The sequence below is a fragment of the Pantoea sp. K16 genome, from assembly GCF_048452805.1.
GTDB lineage: Bacteria > Pseudomonadota > Gammaproteobacteria > Enterobacterales > Enterobacteriaceae > Pantoea > Pantoea agglomerans.
Genome location: NZ_JBLWNV010000001.1, coordinates 465,207 through 478,832 on the forward strand (window position 1 = coordinate 465,207; position 13,626 = coordinate 478,832).

The window sequence follows — 13,626 nt, forward strand, 5'->3', positions numbered from 1 at the left end:
CAGAAACCTGTATTCGGGAAATTTTCTTTATTCTAATCAGCACAGCATGAATTAACAGTAACTTTGGCTTTATACCTCCAGCCCCGCACTGACTCAGCGGGATATCAGGTTCATCAGACTACTTAAAACTGAATCGTTTGCGAAACTCTGCTCAGCATTATCCTCTTCGTGACGCAGTTGCTGATAGCGCAGCAGCGCGGCATCGGCGTTATCGGCATGCACCACGTCCCACACCATCTTATAGCCATCAGCCATTAACGCGTCCTGCTGATCCTGCCGCTCAGTGTTCACGGCTCTGACTGTTTGCTCTTTCTGAAACAGACGATAGTCTGGCATGGCTATTTCTCCCCAGGCTGGTCCAGCGCTTTAAACTGCTTAATGGCTTCATTGATATTGTTGGTATCGACGGTTGCAATACAGCGATCGCCGTTGAACACCTCATAGCGGGCGTTGTGCAGCTGAAACAGCAAATCCCTGCCACGGAAGTGTATACGTTTCTGTTTAACGCCAATCCCATGCCGCCGTAATAATGCCTGTGACAGGCGATCGGTCTCTTTTATCATTCCTTCAGCTCCTCGGCAGTACGTGGTCACTGCCAGTAAACCTGATGAACATTAGTTTTATATTAAGAGATAACCCTATTTTTTACAGGGCTAAGCGCAGGTTTCAGAGAAATTACCGGGCTGCGTGTGCTGACGGAATCAGCAGCTCACCGGATTAATGCCATTCCCTGCGTTAACGGACCGCAAATGCGGTACACTTGCCGGAATAACTCGCCACAGGACACGCCGCTATGAACGATAAAAAGATGATTTCCATTGATCAGTTCAACGCTGATGAACGACTGGCCGTCGAGCAAACCTATAAGGGCCTGGCCGAGAAGTACCGTCAACGAACCGGTAAAGAGCCTGATAGCAAAAAAGAGAAAGAATTCAATAGTGAAGCTCGTCAGATCATCATGACCAGCAAACTGGAGAAGGAGAGGGCGCAGGCTGAGAAGGAGAAGAAAAAACCGCTGCGTAAGAAAAAACCTTCTTCAATGACCGCCAGCGAAGTCAGCGATTTCAACTGGTCTGCCTCAGTGGTTAAAGGCCGCCGATAAAAAGCTTCCGCGCGTATTCATGGCGCGCGGTATCTTTTCACATTACTGCCATTGTTCCCTGACTGCCATCGTCCCCGGCACACAAGTCACAGCCTGACGAGATGCCTTTCACGACCCGCAATAAGAATATTCTGTAAATATTTTACCTTAATTCAATAATTGCCGATAAACTGCCATAACCTGTTGCTGCTTCAGTCTGCATATGAATTACTACACTCCTGACGATATTCAGCTGAAGCGCCGATCGACGCGATTTGTGCGCCGCATGTTCATGATGCGCCAGCTCGGCACCTTTCTCTGTTTCCTGCCCATTCTGTCAGTATTGATGGAGATGGGAAAAAGCCTGGAACTCTGCGCACTGCTATTTACTAATGCGTTTGTCTGGCCCTATGCCGCCTTCAGACTGGCATTGCGATCGCGCGATCCCACGGGTTTTGAACGTAAGAATCTGACGCTGGATGCCGCTTTCGGCGGCTTCTGGGTGGCAACCATGGCGCTGAGTCCGCTTCCCTCAATTATTATTATGGCGGTACTGATCTCTGATCGTTACTCGGCGGGCGGTTGGGTTCAGCTAAAGTCTGCTCTGCAGGCCTTTCTGTTGACCTTTTTACTGGCCTGGTTAGCCGAAAAAGCGCCTTTGCAGCTGACTTTCTCTACCCGCACCGTCTGGCTGACTCTGCCGCTCGCCAGCGGCTATCTGCTGGCGCGCAGCGTGGTTTCACACAATCTGACCCTGAGTCTGCGAAAGAAGAATCAGGAGCTGGAACGCATTGCGCTGATGGATCCTGGTCTGAAAATACCTAACCGACGTCTGTTTGAGCGGCGGCTTGAAAGCGAGTTTTTACGTACACAGCGAGGTGAGGGTAAAGCCTGGCTGATGCTGCTGGATGTCGATCACTTCAAACAGGTTAACGACACCTTCGGGCATGAAGCCGGCGACTTCCTGCTGGCAGAAATCTCGGCACTACTGCGTGACAGCGTCGGCCTGAAAGATATACCTGCCCGCTTTGGCGGCGATGAGCTGTGTGTGATTGTGCGGGATGCGGATGAAACCAGTATCATGTTGCTGGCAGAGCAGATCAGACAGGGGATTGCCCTGCTGCGGCTGCCGGCGTCATCCACCTTTCAGTGCTCGGTGAGTATCGGGATTGCACCGGCATGCGATGCGGCGACAATTCATGAATGGCTGAGATGTGCCGATGAGGCGCTGTATCAGGTCAAGCGCGCCGGACGTAACGATGTGCAGGTGTGGCATTCCGGCACGCTGGAAACGCTGAGTGAAGTCAGGGGCAGTTAACAATGCAGCCTGAGACCCCTGTCTCAGGCTGAGAGATTAAATCGCCGGGTAGTCGCCGGTGCCTTCAGGCCAGGGCGTGAGCAGATCAAAACCCTCATCGGTGACGGCGACGGTATGTTCCCATTGCGCCGAGAGCGAGCGATCTTTGGTGACCACCGTCCAGCCATCTGACAGCACGCTGGTTCCGGCTTTACCGGCATTAATCATCGGTTCGATAGTGAAAATCATGCCTGCTTTCAGTGGCATCCCTTCGCCCGGCGTGCCGTAGTGCAGCACCTGTGGATCGGTGTGGTAAATTTCACCGACGCCGTGACCGCAATATTCACGCACCACCGAGAAGCCAGCCGATTCAGCGACACGCTGGATAGCCGCGCCCACATCGCCCAGCGTCGCGCCAGGACGGACGGTTTTGATACCGGCGACCATCGACTGATAGGTGATCTCCACCAGACGTTTGGCACGGACTGACGGTGTGCCGACAAAGTACATCCGGCTGGTATCGCCATACCAGCCATCTTTGATGATCGCTACATCGATATTAACGATATCGCCATCCTTGAGTTTTTTGCTGGCCGGGATGCCGTGGCAGACCACATGATTGACCGACGTGCAGGTGGTACGGTTATAACCGTGATAACCGATGTTTGCTGGCGTTACTTTAAGCTCATTCACGATGAAGTCGTGACAGATATCATCCAGTTCTTCCGTGGTGATGCCGGGACGGACGTGAGGTGTAATCATCGCCAGCACCTGAGCCGCAGCCTGTCCGGCTGCCCGTGCCATTTCGATTTCCGCTGCGGTATGAATTTTAACGCTGTTCATGACACGTCTCCTTGTGTGGTGAGGCTCTCTTTAGGGAGCATATTGCGTATATCAGCGCTGCCTTCCAGTTCAAGCCGGATTAGCATCTGCGCCAGTTGATGTTGGGTCTGCTGTGGATAGAGTTCTGCCAGCATACCGAGTTTTAGCCAGTGTTCTGCCTGTGCATTAATTGAGCGGCTCATCGCCTGACTGGCGATGCGCAGATTCTCATGCATCAGGTCGGAGATTTTTACGATACCCATGCAAGCCTTATATGAAACGTATATGTTTCGTATAGCTTAACGTTATCGGCGTGGTTTGAAAAGAGGGGTGAGATTGTTGCGCGTCTGAAGCAGGGTACAGAATGATGACCAACGGCCACGCATTCCATCGGAACAGAAAAATTTATAGATAATAGAGAGGTGTGTATTGCCAGGTAACAGTAGGGCAGCCCCGCCGAAAAAGCGCCGAAACACTGTCTTTTTTTGAAAACGTAGCTGATGACTGAGCAGATGAAGTACTGGGTTGTTCTGATGGCTGTGGATATTAAGTCAGTAGAATTAATGGTATAAAATATGGGCAAAGATCAGGGATGAAATCATGAAAAGAATAATTGCTTTGACTGCCGCATTGGCAGTTTCAGGATGCCATATGAGCACAAATCACATCCGACAAAAGGGAATTAAGACTCCCGACGCGTCAGAGATTAAAAGTCAGTGTGAATCTCAGACACCACAGCAAACTCAAGAGCGTGAAACTCAGCTTTGGCTCTGCCAGGCTGTTACAGCAATACAATATCGGTTTTTCGATGCAGATAATTATCGCGGTAAAACATGTGATGTAAGGATCAGGCAGCCGGAAGGCGAGCCTCCGGTAAGCATCAACGTTCAGGGCGGAGATCCAGCTCTGTGCGCTGCTGCAATTAAAGCAATCAAACAAGCTGCAGATGCCCACACTTTTCCAATGAGACCCGCCTTTATGAAGGATGAAATCCCGATACATTTTGCTCCGCAATAAGATTACATAGCTAAGGAAAGTGTTAAGCGTTGCACTTAAATGTCTAAACTCACAATCCCATAAGGCACCGTGCTGCTCTGAAGCTATGCCGTCAGATACCGGCTGCTAAAACTGTGTACCGCGATGCAGTTATCCGTTGTCAGCAACTGACAGCAAACTCTTACTCCGGTAAAAGCTCCATTCAGCCCAGCAATTTTCAGGGTTGATATCGAAGTAACCGCGGCATTCAGCCATGGCGAGAGCAACATCACGCGGCACTTCGATAGTTGTGGCATTATCACGGATGCTACTGACTTCGTGCTCAGTAAGCGGGCTTCCTTTCTCATTCTCAATTCTCATCAGTAATGGGATGAGGGCAGGTATAAAAACTATGGTCATGAGTTATATCTCATATTATTAAAGGTTCGTGTCCCTACGAAGTCACTAAAATATGACCTCTCCGGGGTGCGGTAAGTGGCATTCTGTAAAATGTGTCTTCCTGAAAAATATCAATTCATCGTCGTTTCATCGCTACAAGGCTTGAAATCAATTAACACTGCCCAGGCATACAGGCAGGTTTGTATAGCCCGGCTGGCTTACCATAGATAAGGGTGAACATGTCGGTGCCATATTCTGGCTAACTGGCTGAGCCTGGGGCTGATTTGGATACTGGTTGTCATAGCTGTTCGTTGAGGGTTTTCTTGCGGCCTGACGGCCCTTCTCACGCACGTAGGATGACGTGTAGTTATGGGCCTGGTATGCGCCATAACCCGCCACGCCCGCAGTAGCATATCTGGCCGTTCGCTTGCTGCTGGAATATCTCTTCTTGATTCTGGGTGTCGTTGTTTGTGATGAGTAAGCTGAACTAAAACTATGGCTGTAGCTTCTATGCCCACCCCCACCACGATGGCCGCGCGCATCAGCTGTAAACGAGGCAGCCATCAGTGATGCCATAGCCAGACTTAAAATAATTCCCTTCATTACTGCTCCGGTTTATTCATATTCATTAATTATGTTCTCGTCAAAAATCACGATATCTTCAGCCAGAAGAACAATTTTTTTAGATTTATTTAACTCGTTCAACGCTGCGCTATCCTTATGAGAGGAGGTCCCCATGTGTGGACGGTTTGCGCAGTACAGCAGCAGAGACGATTACTTTGCATCCCTGGGGATGAAGCCCGATGAAATTATTTATGATCCGGAGCCGATAGACCGCTTTAACGTAGCGCCAGGCACCAAAGTGCTCTTGCTCAATGAGCGGGATAATGAACTGCACTTTGATCCGGTTTACTGGGGTTACGGTCCGGAGTGGTGGGACAAACAACCGCTTATCAATGCGCGTGGTGAAACCGCTGCGACGGGACGCATGTTCAAACCGCTGTGGGAGCATGGTCGCGGCATTGTTCCTGCCAATGGCTGGTATGAATGGAAGCGAGAGGGCGACAAAAAACAGCCTTACTTTATCTACCACAAAGAGAAAGAACCGCTGTTCTTCGCCGCTATCGGCAAAGCTCCTTATGGTAAGGATCATGGGCATGAGGGTTTTGTTATCGTAACGGCAGCGAGCAATAAAGGCATGGTTGATATCCATGACCGACGCCCGCTGGTTTTAAGTGCGGATGCTGTACGCGAATGGCTCAGTGCCGAAACCACGTCAGAACGTGCTCAGGAAATTGCACATGAAGCCGCATTGCCGGAAAAGGACTTTACCTGGCATCCTGTTACAGCCAAAGTCGGCAACATCCACAATCAGGGTGAAGCGCTTATTAAAGAGATCAAGCCTGACTGAACAGACTGATGAGGTGAGAGATTTACATAGTTTCCCGCACCGTTTCCCGTTATAAAAACAGGATCACTCGTTTCTTAATCTGAGAGCGTTTATTTTGCAGCAAGACACTATGCGGTTGTTTCTTCGGCCAGTCACCCCATCAGATGCCGATGATCTTTACAGGATCTACGGCGACCCTGCGACGAATACGTTTAATCCCGCGGGCCCACATCCGGATATCCATCATTCACGGGAAGTGCTATCGCGCTCTATCAGTCACTGGGAATTGAATGGCTTCGGCAGTTGGGCTATCTCGCTTCAGGATAATCCAGAAAGAATCATCGGTTTTGGGGGATTGAGCATCAGAAGCTTTGCCGATATCACGATCAATAATCTGGGATATCGTTTCTCTCCGGAATCCTGGGGGAAAGGACTGGCGACGGAATTTGCGAACTATGCAGTTAGTTATGGGTTCGAAGAGATAAAACTGGCTGAAATTTCTGCAGTCGTAAGAGCGAATCATCTGGCTTCACAAAAGGTTCTGATTAAGGCCGGACTCCGTCATACCCGGGATATTTATGATGTGGAAAATGCGCCCGCAAGCATGCTGTTTACCCTGAGTCAGGATGAATGGAATCAAAAACGGGGGTGAGGAGGATATATCCTGTCCTGTCAGTACCTATCGTTTCAGGTCAATCAGTGCGAGCTGTAGATGATGCGCTATAAAGTTCGCTTTGAGCGCGCTGTAGCGTTGAGCATCGTTGTTACAGAGTGATGCTGCTTCACGCTTTATCTCAGCATAGGTTGCTGCGATATCTCTGTTTTCTCTGAGGTAATCACGGAAAGCAAGGTGCCTTATTATCTGTTCGTCTCCAGCTGCAAACGCATGCACCTGATGGCTACGCCTTTCTCCACCCTTAATAAAATATCTGCGGCCTGAGATTCCGTTCTCACCACGAGGACACTTCTATTGTCAGTCATCTCAAATGACGCTGAAGAGTCTGTTAAATCCGTGGTGCCACAAGCGAAGCTGGAATAGTTTTATCCGCATTCAGGCGACAAGTTACGAGAATAACACTCACTGCCTTAATGGCATCCGTCAGGGATTTACCCTTTTACTCAGCCCAGGAATCATCGCTTCTTACCCCTTTCATTACTGTAATTTCTTTCCCCGCTGCCGATAACAGATCCAGTACCAGCGAGCCATAGAAGCGGAACGTCGGTGATAACCTATTAATTCAAACATCGGGGTCTCCTATGTATCGGAACAAAAAAATAAAATTAAGCGTCATGCTCACTGCGGCATTCCTCACAGTCATCTTAACGGGCGTTTTTGTGACAGGATTTGCCGGGTTTAAACTCAATACGGCCAGCGATCAGCAGGAATTGACGCGCGCGCGGCTGGGCGATCTCCAGGCCCTGCAGACGCTAAAAGATAATTTAACTCAGCAAACTGTCCTTTTACTGTCCGTGGCTTCAGACACTCAGCCTCAGGCAGAGGCCACTATAAAAACCCAGTTCTCTGCGTTGCAGACCAACAGTGATAATACCACCGCGCATTTTCGCGAACTGATCAACGGTGCCAAAAGCATTCCGGGGATCAATCTTGCTGAAGTAGAAGAGGCTTCCACGCAATTAAATAAAATCGAAGTGGCAGCGGGTCCGCTTCATCAGGCAGAGCAAAACCTGTTTATGCAGAACGCCACTCCGTTCCCGGAAAAACTCCGTGGTGAACTGATCCCTGCGCTTTCGCACTACCGCAGTGCGGTAGATGGGATGGTTGATTATCAGGCGCGGGTAACGAGTAAAACGGCGGAAACGTCCACGCAGGCGCTCTCCGGTGTTTATATGACGCTGGCTGGCCTGACCACCCTGTTTGTTGTGATGGGATTTGTGATGAGTGGGCTGATCACCCGCTGGATCAAGACTCAGCTGGGTGGCGAACCTTCGCATGCGCAGGGCCTGGCCGCTGCGATTGCGGCGGGCGATCTGACGACAAAGGTCACCCTTCGTCAGGGGGATACCGTCAGCATGATGGCTTCTCTGGATAGCATGCAGAGCAATCTGCGTGACCTGGTCTCGCAGATTAAAGATTCTTCCGCTTCGGTCGCCATGGCAGCTGATGAAATTTCCCAGGGCAATACTGAACTCTCTTCCCGTACAGAGCAGCAGGCCGCCGCTTTGCAGGAAACCGCCGCCAGTATTGAGCAGCTTACGGTCACGGTAAAAAGTAATGCAGCGGGCGCACAGCAGACCGCGGATTCAGCCCGTGAAACCGCTGCGCTGGCGCGTTCGGGTGAACACGATATGCAGCGCATGTCAGAGACGATGAATGATATTTCAAAAAGCGCGGTGAAAGTCCGGGATATTACCTCCGTTATCGAAGGAATTGCATTTCAGACCAACATTCTGGCGCTTAACGCGGCAGTCGAAGCAGCACGAGCGGGCGAACAGGGTCGAGGTTTCGCCGTCGTTGCGGGTGAAGTCAGGACGCTGGCACAGCGCAGTGCAACGGCAGCCAGAGATATTAAACATCTGATTGAAGAGGCTGTGGCGCAGGTCGAAAGTGGTGTTGTCGTGGCAACCGGCACCGGCAAGAGCATTCTTGATATCAATGCGATGGTTGGAAAACTCGCCGTCGCGATGGATAACATCTCACTCGCCTCAGCTGAACAGATGCAGGGCATTTCACAGGTCAGCATCGCAGTGAACGAGATGGACGGCGTCACGCAGAATAACGCTGCTCTGGTTGAGGAGTCCTCTTCGGCATCACAGTCGCTTTCAGCCCAGGCACACGCTTTACGTGAAGCAGTGAATGCCTTCCGCATTTAAGCTTTATGGTTACAGCTCACGTTGAAAGATGCGGGAGAAACGCGGCTGATTTGTCCGTTTCATATTGCCGGAATGGATGTCAGGGAGCGATTTCTCTCAGATTAGTACAAGCCCTCCATCGTGAACTGTCCCCGTAATGTTGGACACTGTTTCATCGGAGGATCCCCTCGACCAACTTGATATAGATTGGTCGGGGGGCTTCAACAGCACTTTATAATTCTGTGTTCTATCAACTTTGGGTGTTCTATTGTCAATGCCCCTAAGACAGAGATAACTTTATTTTACTATGTCGATAAGGGCCGATAAGAGGTCGCTGAAGGTTTCGTACTCTTCAATAACGTAATCAGTTGATGCTTTGTCACGAATTTGAAAACATTTCTCTTTGAAGCTGTACACGAATACGGACATTCCATCTTCACCAATCAGCAGTTTGTCTGTCAGATTGGGATCAACGTAGACGTCATTATCGCGCGTATCAATGTTCCTGATATAGATATTTGACCATGCCAACTCATCATTCTCTGCCTGCGTCAGGCTATACAGGGTGAGTCCGTTGTATTCCAGACCATCCATGACTTCGAGCATATCGGCGTAGTCCTGGCGATTCATCACTAGTTTCTGAATATCCGAGTAAACACCGCGTTTAGTTTCATCCCATTCCATTGGCGCAGGATTGCGCTTCAAGTCCGTAATAACATCTGGTGCTATTGGGCTGGCTATCGGGTAACTATCGGAAATCATCAAATTTTTGAAGATACCCATTATCTGAATTGTGTTATTCATATCGTTTTCACTTCCCTACAGGGTAAATTACGCCGTTCGGCGAAGGCCATAAAACGTTAGTGCTGGCGTTGTATGGGAGGTCTTTAGTGATTATCGCCTGTGTCTTTGAAAGCGCGGAGTGATATGGCGAGTTTTGGATCAGTATCAGATTATTCAAAGCATTTGTTCCACTGTCATCGAGTGGGATCTTGTGGTGAACCTGCCAACCGGGCGGCACTTTACCATCGGCAAGGCGTATAAGATTGTTAGAATCAAACGTTGATAGTGCATCAGGGTGCCCGGAAATCGATTTGAGGAAGTTGGGACGAACAGAACTGTTGAACTCACCACGTAGCGCGGCATATTCAGCGCGGTCACGGCGAACATAGTTCAACTCTGACACGTTGACATCATCCAGGAGAACGTGTGCCTTTTTGTATTTTCCCAGATAGCTGGTCAATTCTTCCGCAGCAACTGGGTTACGGACAACCAGCAGTGAAGCAGCTGCGACCATCATCCCGGAAGTGGTTTCGTTGAGAACGCTGTCGTATCCCTTCACCGCATCACCGCCTAACTGTTCGGCGGTCTTTCTGAATCCTTCCGGATTGCCATTATAAATCCCGCCAGCGGCCAGAAGCCTTCCCGCAGCTTTGCTGTTGATAGTATTACCTGTCTGTGGGCGCTGAGCCGGATTACCTCTGGTGGCTACGGGGCGGACAAGCTGTCGTCTTATCACAACTTCAAGGCGAGAACGCAGAAAAAGCGGCAGCGTACTGATAAGACTGCCGTCTGAGTTAGCAACACTGCCGTAAATTGTGCCACTTTCGCGCCGGAGTATAACGATATTTCCGCTTCTCACCTCATACAACGCGTCCCGGTAGGCCATATGTGGCTGCTGGAAATGCATGCTGAGATAGCGCCTTACAAGCAGCGAGTATCCATCAGGCAAATCCCACTCACGAATGATACGTCCGGGATTTGCCGTATCTGAAAGATAGCTGTACGCGGTATCGGGGGGAACAATATGGGGAATATCGTTGAGGTAGATATCATCCAGAGTTCTGGCCTGGCAGTTACGTAGCATAATATCCCTTTACGCTATATCGGTGACACTCCAATTATAGAGAATTAGCGTAGTTAATGGAAAAAATGAGCAGCGGAATACTTTTTTGGTGGTAGATCAGAAGTCTGCACCTAAATTCTGGTGCCGGCTTTTTCGGTCTTCCGCGTTTCAGGCCGGAGAGCGCCCCGGCCCCGGACGCCTGAAAGCGTTTGACCCACTGGTAAACGGTGCTCTCATTGGGAAGGTTAAACTGAGCGGTGGCATCGCGAAGCGAGAGTTTATCATTGATGACGGCGCGGACAACCTTCAGCCGGAACTCAGGAGTGTAGTCACCCGTTTTCCATGTCAGCCCGTCAATGCCGGCTGCCGTGCGGAAACCCAGCGGCGAACCGCCGTGCGGCCCACGCCAAAACGGTTAGCCGTCTCACGATAACCATCCCTGCTGTTGAGATAATGCGTGACAACGGCGAGCCGTAATTCAAGGGGAAACTTAGGACTGCTCACTGAACTGCACCTTAATCAGTCGGGTTTCCAACTTTTGGGGTGCAGTTCAATCGGAGGGCTTTTCTTTTGGCGGACATTCCGGGACGCTCAGAGACTGAAATATTCAATGTAAACATATTGACCTCGCCCGTAAGTTTTAGCCTTTTGAAAAACAGGTTTGTTTATGAGGGAAATGATGATAAATCACAAGATTAACCTCTACTTCCATGGGTCGGGCGCGGTTGAATTTAAATCAACACGTGGCATCACTGGCGTCTTACCATCGTAGAAAAATGCAGAGTTTGTGAAGGAGTAAACCTTACCCGTCATTTTAACAAATATATGGTCATTAACCGCCGTTATGTCCGCACTGGCAGTATCAGCTTGAAGGAAAGGAGCCGTTTTAGTAATTACCTTCATGGCTTTATCGTTAGTTCGATAAGTCAGGCATGAGCGACAAAAACAGGGCTGGTCTGTACCCATCAATCCGCATTCTCATGAAGCAGAACACCCCCGCGAAAAAAATTTAAATTTTTTTGCATCCGTTTTCCTCCCTCATTCGTATTAACAGATAAGGGCGCTCTCGCCCTGTCCGTTAACTCAATGAGGGAAGTGAAAATGAAACCATTCCTGCCAACTCTGATTTTTTCTGCATTAGTCTTCAGTGGCGCCACTTACGCGGCGAGCATGGACAGCGACACGGTGATGGTCGGCGGTGCCGCCATGTACCCATCGAAAAATATTGTTGAGAATGCTGTTAACTCGAAAGACCACACTACGCTGGTGGCTGCCGTTAAAGCCGCCGGCCTGGTCCCGACACTTGAAGGGAAGGGGCCGTTTACCGTTTTTGCGCCCACCAATGCCGCCTTTGAAAAACTGCCTAAGGGCACGGTCGACTCCCTGCTTAAGCCAGAAAATAAACAAAAACTCACCAGTGTCCTGACCTATCACGTGGTCGCAGGAAAACTGGACATGAAAGCGCTGGAGAAAAAAATCAAAGCGGGAGGAGGCAAAGCCGAGCTGAAAACGGTCAATGGCGAATCACTGTGGGTGATGGCAAATGGCCCGCACAACATTCAGCTTAAAGATGCTCAGGGCAATGTTGCCAGTATCACTACGTATGATGTGAATCAGAGTAACGGTGTGATTGACGTTATTGATACCGTGCTGATGCCGTAAAGCGTTACCTATACTGTGTGTAGCCACTGATCGGGTGGCTACACCTTTAACAGGGAAGCCGATGACAAAAAATGTGCCCCATATTCAGGCCGATTTAATGAATCAGATAGCCGTCGGCGATAAAGCTGCTCTTGAGCAGCTTTATCGCGTTCTGTCGCCCCGACTCTATGGGATCATCCTGCGGATGGTGAGACGCCGGGACTGGGCAGAAGAGATCCTGCACGATACGTTTATCCATATCTGGCAGTCGGCAAATTATTACGACGATAAGCGCAGTGAACCGCATATCTGGCTCAGCCACATTGCCAGAAATCGGGCGATTGATTTCCTCCGTAAACATGAAAACAGAAGCTGTTCCGTGGATGATATCAGCGAAGCGGAAGCGGGTTTCCAGACGCCACTTCCTGCCGATGCGAGTCATGCGGAGGCGCGTCGCCTTCAGCACTGCATGGCGCACTTACCCTCTGAGCAGCGACAAAGCATTTCGCTCGCCTATTATCGTGGCCTCTCACAGAGTGAGATTGCGCTCTCAATGAGTCAGCCTGAAGGAACGGTGAAAAGCTGGATCCGTCGCGCGTTAACCCATCTTCGGGAGTGCATTGGCTTATGACTGGGCAGGAACAACATGATCTCACTGCGGCCGAATATGTGCTTGGCCTTACCGACGATGTGACACGTCATCGGCTGGATAAACGCCTCAATGACGATTCAGTATTCGCCGCGGAGGTGCTGCACTGGCAGAAAGCGTTCAGCGGCATTGATCTGCTCACTCACGCCGTTATCCCGCCTTCTGCGGTCTGGCAGCAGATTGAGCAGGATCTTGGCCCGGATACTGGCGTTTCTGGCACGACATCAATCCGCAGGCATCCTGGCTTCTGGCTCGGCTGGGGCCTGGCGGCGGCAATGGCTGGCATCCTCATTTTAACCCATTTAAGCAAGCCGGATGCCCCACAGTCTCTGCAGCCGATTGCGGTACTCAGCGGCGCACAGCCCGATGCACAGTTTGTGGTGAATCTGGATAAGTCAGCTTCACTCCTTCAGGTTTCGGCGCTGAACATCACGCTGCCAGAGAATAAAAACCTGCAGCTCTGGCTGATCAGGGGCAGTGCTGCGCCACAATCTCTGGGGCTGATCAATCACCGCGACAGTAACGTTTTCCGGTTACCCCCTGGCGAGTTAGATAATCAGACGGTACTGGCGGTAAGTCTGGAGCCGGTGGGAGGTTCCAGGCTCAGCGGGCCGTCCGGTCCGGTGATATTCCAGGGCAAAGTCACGTTGCTTTAATCATCAGGATGCGGGCCCACGGACCGGGATTCAGCGGAAAAGGGGAGTGGATGGCTTTT

General features: G+C 50.4%; 19 protein-coding genes and 1 pseudogene. 9 read left to right on the plus strand and 11 right to left on the minus strand.

What is annotated here, in order from left to right; genetic code table 11:
• Window positions 1–93 precede the first annotated feature (93 nt).
• Together ACK13D_RS02230 and ACK13D_RS02235 are read right to left on the minus strand one after the other, a co-directional pair.
• Window positions 94–336, minus strand: coding sequence for a hypothetical protein (locus ACK13D_RS02230; RefSeq protein WP_033768865.1), 243 nt, complete (start codon window positions 334–336; stop codon window positions 94–96).
• A gap of 2 nt (window positions 337–338) precedes the next feature.
• Complete coding sequence (locus tag ACK13D_RS02235; protein WP_010670434.1) at window positions 339–563, minus strand: hypothetical protein; 225 nt, start codon at window positions 561–563, stop codon at window positions 339–341.
• A gap of 230 nt (window positions 564–793) precedes the next feature.
• On the opposite strand from ACK13D_RS02235, the gene ACK13D_RS02240 reads away from it, so the two are divergent.
• Together ACK13D_RS02240 and ACK13D_RS02245 are read left to right on the plus strand one after the other, a co-directional pair.
• Complete coding sequence (locus ACK13D_RS02240) at window positions 794–1,102, plus strand: hypothetical protein (protein ID WP_010247001.1); 309 nt, start codon at window positions 794–796, stop codon at window positions 1,100–1,102.
• A gap of 202 nt (window positions 1,103–1,304) precedes the next feature.
• The gene (locus tag ACK13D_RS02245; protein ID WP_418795565.1) at window positions 1,305–2,399 is read left to right on the plus strand and encodes a sensor domain-containing diguanylate cyclase; all 1,095 of its coding nucleotides are present in this window, start codon (window positions 1,305–1,307) and stop codon (window positions 2,397–2,399) included.
• A 36-nt stretch (window positions 2,400–2,435) separates the two neighbouring features.
• Here the strand turns inward: ACK13D_RS02245 and map are convergent, their stop codons facing one another.
• Window positions 2,436–3,221 (minus strand): type I methionyl aminopeptidase, encoded by a 786-nt coding sequence (gene map / locus ACK13D_RS02250; protein ID WP_182500612.1) that lies wholly within the window; start codon window positions 3,219–3,221, stop codon window positions 2,436–2,438.
• Window positions 3,218–3,463, minus strand: a complete 246-nt coding sequence (locus ACK13D_RS02255) for a ParD-like family protein (protein ID WP_010247005.1) — start codon at window positions 3,461–3,463, stop codon at window positions 3,218–3,220. The genes map and ACK13D_RS02255 overlap by 4 nt, the downstream gene beginning before the upstream one ends.
• 337 nt (window positions 3,464–3,800) lie before the next feature.
• Here ACK13D_RS02255 and ACK13D_RS02260 point away from each other — a divergent pair, with 337 nt between their 5' ends.
• Window positions 3,801–4,217, plus strand: coding sequence for a cell envelope integrity TolA C-terminal domain-containing protein (locus tag ACK13D_RS02260; protein ID WP_033743904.1), 417 nt, complete (start codon window positions 3,801–3,803; stop codon window positions 4,215–4,217).
• Between the two features lie 129 nt (window positions 4,218–4,346).
• Here the strand turns inward: ACK13D_RS02260 and ACK13D_RS02265 are convergent, their stop codons facing one another.
• Together ACK13D_RS02265 and ACK13D_RS02270 are read right to left on the minus strand one after the other, a co-directional pair.
• On the minus strand, window positions 4,347–4,595 hold the full coding sequence (locus ACK13D_RS02265; protein WP_418795566.1) for a hypothetical protein: 249 nt from the start codon (window positions 4,593–4,595) through the stop codon (window positions 4,347–4,349).
• A 147-nt stretch (window positions 4,596–4,742) separates the two neighbouring features.
• The gene (locus tag ACK13D_RS02270; RefSeq protein ID WP_122459766.1) at window positions 4,743–5,177 is read right to left on the minus strand and encodes a hypothetical protein; all 435 of its coding nucleotides are present in this window, start codon (window positions 5,175–5,177) and stop codon (window positions 4,743–4,745) included.
• A 133-nt stretch (window positions 5,178–5,310) separates the two neighbouring features.
• Between ACK13D_RS02270 and ACK13D_RS02275 the strand changes: the two genes are divergently transcribed.
• Together ACK13D_RS02275 and ACK13D_RS02280 are read left to right on the plus strand one after the other, a co-directional pair.
• Window positions 5,311–5,985: an SOS response-associated peptidase family protein gene (locus ACK13D_RS02275; protein ID WP_418795567.1), complete on the plus strand. Its 675-nt coding sequence runs from the start codon at window positions 5,311–5,313 to the stop codon at window positions 5,983–5,985.
• Between the two features lie 109 nt (window positions 5,986–6,094).
• Window positions 6,095–6,616: a GNAT family N-acetyltransferase gene (locus ACK13D_RS02280; protein WP_418795568.1), complete on the plus strand. Its 522-nt coding sequence runs from the start codon at window positions 6,095–6,097 to the stop codon at window positions 6,614–6,616.
• 27 nt (window positions 6,617–6,643) lie between these two features.
• On the opposite strand, the pseudogene ACK13D_RS02285 reads toward ACK13D_RS02280, so the two are convergent.
• A pseudogene (locus ACK13D_RS02285) lies at window positions 6,644–6,922 on the minus strand (GrpB family protein); the annotation flags it as partial.
• Between the two features lie 299 nt (window positions 6,923–7,221).
• Between ACK13D_RS02285 and ACK13D_RS02290 the strand changes: the two are divergent.
• Window positions 7,222–8,796 carry a methyl-accepting chemotaxis protein gene (locus tag ACK13D_RS02290; RefSeq protein ID WP_033773466.1) on the plus strand — a complete coding sequence of 525 codons (1,575 nt, stop codon included), beginning with the start codon at window positions 7,222–7,224 and terminating at the stop codon, window positions 8,794–8,796.
• 276 nt (window positions 8,797–9,072) lie between these two features.
• Here ACK13D_RS02290 and ACK13D_RS02295 read toward each other — a convergent pair whose 3' ends face one another.
• The 4 genes from ACK13D_RS02295 to ACK13D_RS02310 are packed head-to-tail and all read right to left on the minus strand — an operon-like array spanning window position 9,073 to window position 11,125.
• A complete protein-coding gene (locus tag ACK13D_RS02295) occupies window positions 9,073–9,579 on the minus strand; it encodes a YrhA family protein (protein WP_045140066.1) in 507 nt (168 codons plus the stop codon).
• 7 nt (window positions 9,580–9,586) lie between these two features.
• Window positions 9,587–10,642: an HNH endonuclease signature motif containing protein gene (locus tag ACK13D_RS02300; protein WP_045140067.1), complete on the minus strand. Its 1,056-nt coding sequence runs from the start codon at window positions 10,640–10,642 to the stop codon at window positions 9,587–9,589.
• A 34-nt stretch (window positions 10,643–10,676) separates the two neighbouring features.
• Complete coding sequence (locus tag ACK13D_RS02305) at window positions 10,677–11,003, minus strand: helix-turn-helix domain-containing protein (RefSeq protein WP_080701297.1); 327 nt, start codon at window positions 11,001–11,003, stop codon at window positions 10,677–10,679.
• Window positions 10,967–11,125, minus strand: a complete 159-nt coding sequence (locus tag ACK13D_RS02310) for an IS3 family transposase (RefSeq protein ID WP_072044071.1) — start codon at window positions 11,123–11,125, stop codon at window positions 10,967–10,969. Before ACK13D_RS02310 ends, ACK13D_RS02305 begins: the two co-directional genes overlap by 37 nt.
• Window positions 11,126–11,722: 597 nt before the next feature.
• On the opposite strand from ACK13D_RS02310, the gene ACK13D_RS02315 reads away from it, so the two are divergent.
• The 3 genes from ACK13D_RS02315 to ACK13D_RS02325 all read left to right on the plus strand — a co-directional run bounded on the left by ACK13D_RS02315 (window position 11,723) and on the right by ACK13D_RS02325 (window position 13,567).
• Complete coding sequence (locus ACK13D_RS02315; RefSeq protein WP_010247012.1) at window positions 11,723–12,283, plus strand: fasciclin domain-containing protein; 561 nt, start codon at window positions 11,723–11,725, stop codon at window positions 12,281–12,283.
• 61 nt (window positions 12,284–12,344) lie between these two features.
• Window positions 12,345–12,893, plus strand: a complete 549-nt coding sequence (locus tag ACK13D_RS02320) for a sigma-70 family RNA polymerase sigma factor (RefSeq protein WP_010670426.1) — start codon at window positions 12,345–12,347, stop codon at window positions 12,891–12,893.
• The gene (locus tag ACK13D_RS02325) at window positions 12,890–13,567 is read left to right on the plus strand and encodes an anti-sigma factor (protein ID WP_418795570.1); all 678 of its coding nucleotides are present in this window, start codon (window positions 12,890–12,892) and stop codon (window positions 13,565–13,567) included. The genes ACK13D_RS02320 and ACK13D_RS02325 overlap by 4 nt, the downstream gene beginning before the upstream one ends.
• Window positions 13,568–13,626: the final 59 nt, after the last annotated feature.

Excerpts from the sequence above, each read along its gene's own strand:
- ACK13D_RS02230 (WP_033768865.1), bottom strand. The coding sequence starts at position 336 with ATGCCAGACTATCGTCTGTTTCAGAAAGAGCAAACAGTCAGAGCCGTG.
- ACK13D_RS02235 (WP_010670434.1), bottom strand. The coding sequence starts at position 563 with ATGATAAAAGAGACCGATCGCCTGTCACAGGCATTATTACGGCGGCAT.
- ACK13D_RS02240 (WP_010247001.1), top strand. The coding sequence starts at position 794 with ATGAACGATAAAAAGATGATTTCCATTGATCAGTTCAACGCTGATGAA.
- ACK13D_RS02245 (WP_418795565.1), top strand. The coding sequence starts at position 1,305 with ATGAATTACTACACTCCTGACGATATTCAGCTGAAGCGCCGATCGACG.
- map (WP_182500612.1), bottom strand. The coding sequence starts at position 3,221 with ATGAACAGCGTTAAAATTCATACCGCAGCGGAAATCGAAATGGCACGG.
- ACK13D_RS02255 (WP_010247005.1), bottom strand. The coding sequence starts at position 3,463 with ATGGGTATCGTAAAAATCTCCGACCTGATGCATGAGAATCTGCGCATC.
- ACK13D_RS02260 (WP_033743904.1), top strand. The coding sequence starts at position 3,801 with ATGAAAAGAATAATTGCTTTGACTGCCGCATTGGCAGTTTCAGGATGC.
- ACK13D_RS02265 (WP_418795566.1), bottom strand. The coding sequence starts at position 4,595 with ATGACCATAGTTTTTATACCTGCCCTCATCCCATTACTGATGAGAATT.
- ACK13D_RS02270 (WP_122459766.1), bottom strand. The coding sequence starts at position 5,177 with ATGAAGGGAATTATTTTAAGTCTGGCTATGGCATCACTGATGGCTGCC.
- ACK13D_RS02275 (WP_418795567.1), top strand. The coding sequence starts at position 5,311 with ATGTGTGGACGGTTTGCGCAGTACAGCAGCAGAGACGATTACTTTGCA.
- ACK13D_RS02280 (WP_418795568.1), top strand. The coding sequence starts at position 6,095 with ATGCGGTTGTTTCTTCGGCCAGTCACCCCATCAGATGCCGATGATCTT.
- ACK13D_RS02290 (WP_033773466.1), top strand. The coding sequence starts at position 7,222 with ATGTATCGGAACAAAAAAATAAAATTAAGCGTCATGCTCACTGCGGCA.
- ACK13D_RS02295 (WP_045140066.1), bottom strand. The coding sequence starts at position 9,579 with ATGAATAACACAATTCAGATAATGGGTATCTTCAAAAATTTGATGATT.
- ACK13D_RS02300 (WP_045140067.1), bottom strand. The coding sequence starts at position 10,642 with ATGCTACGTAACTGCCAGGCCAGAACTCTGGATGATATCTACCTCAAC.
- ACK13D_RS02315 (WP_010247012.1), top strand. The coding sequence starts at position 11,723 with ATGAAACCATTCCTGCCAACTCTGATTTTTTCTGCATTAGTCTTCAGT.
- ACK13D_RS02320 (WP_010670426.1), top strand. The coding sequence starts at position 12,345 with ATGACAAAAAATGTGCCCCATATTCAGGCCGATTTAATGAATCAGATA.
- ACK13D_RS02325 (WP_418795570.1), top strand. The coding sequence starts at position 12,890 with ATGACTGGGCAGGAACAACATGATCTCACTGCGGCCGAATATGTGCTT.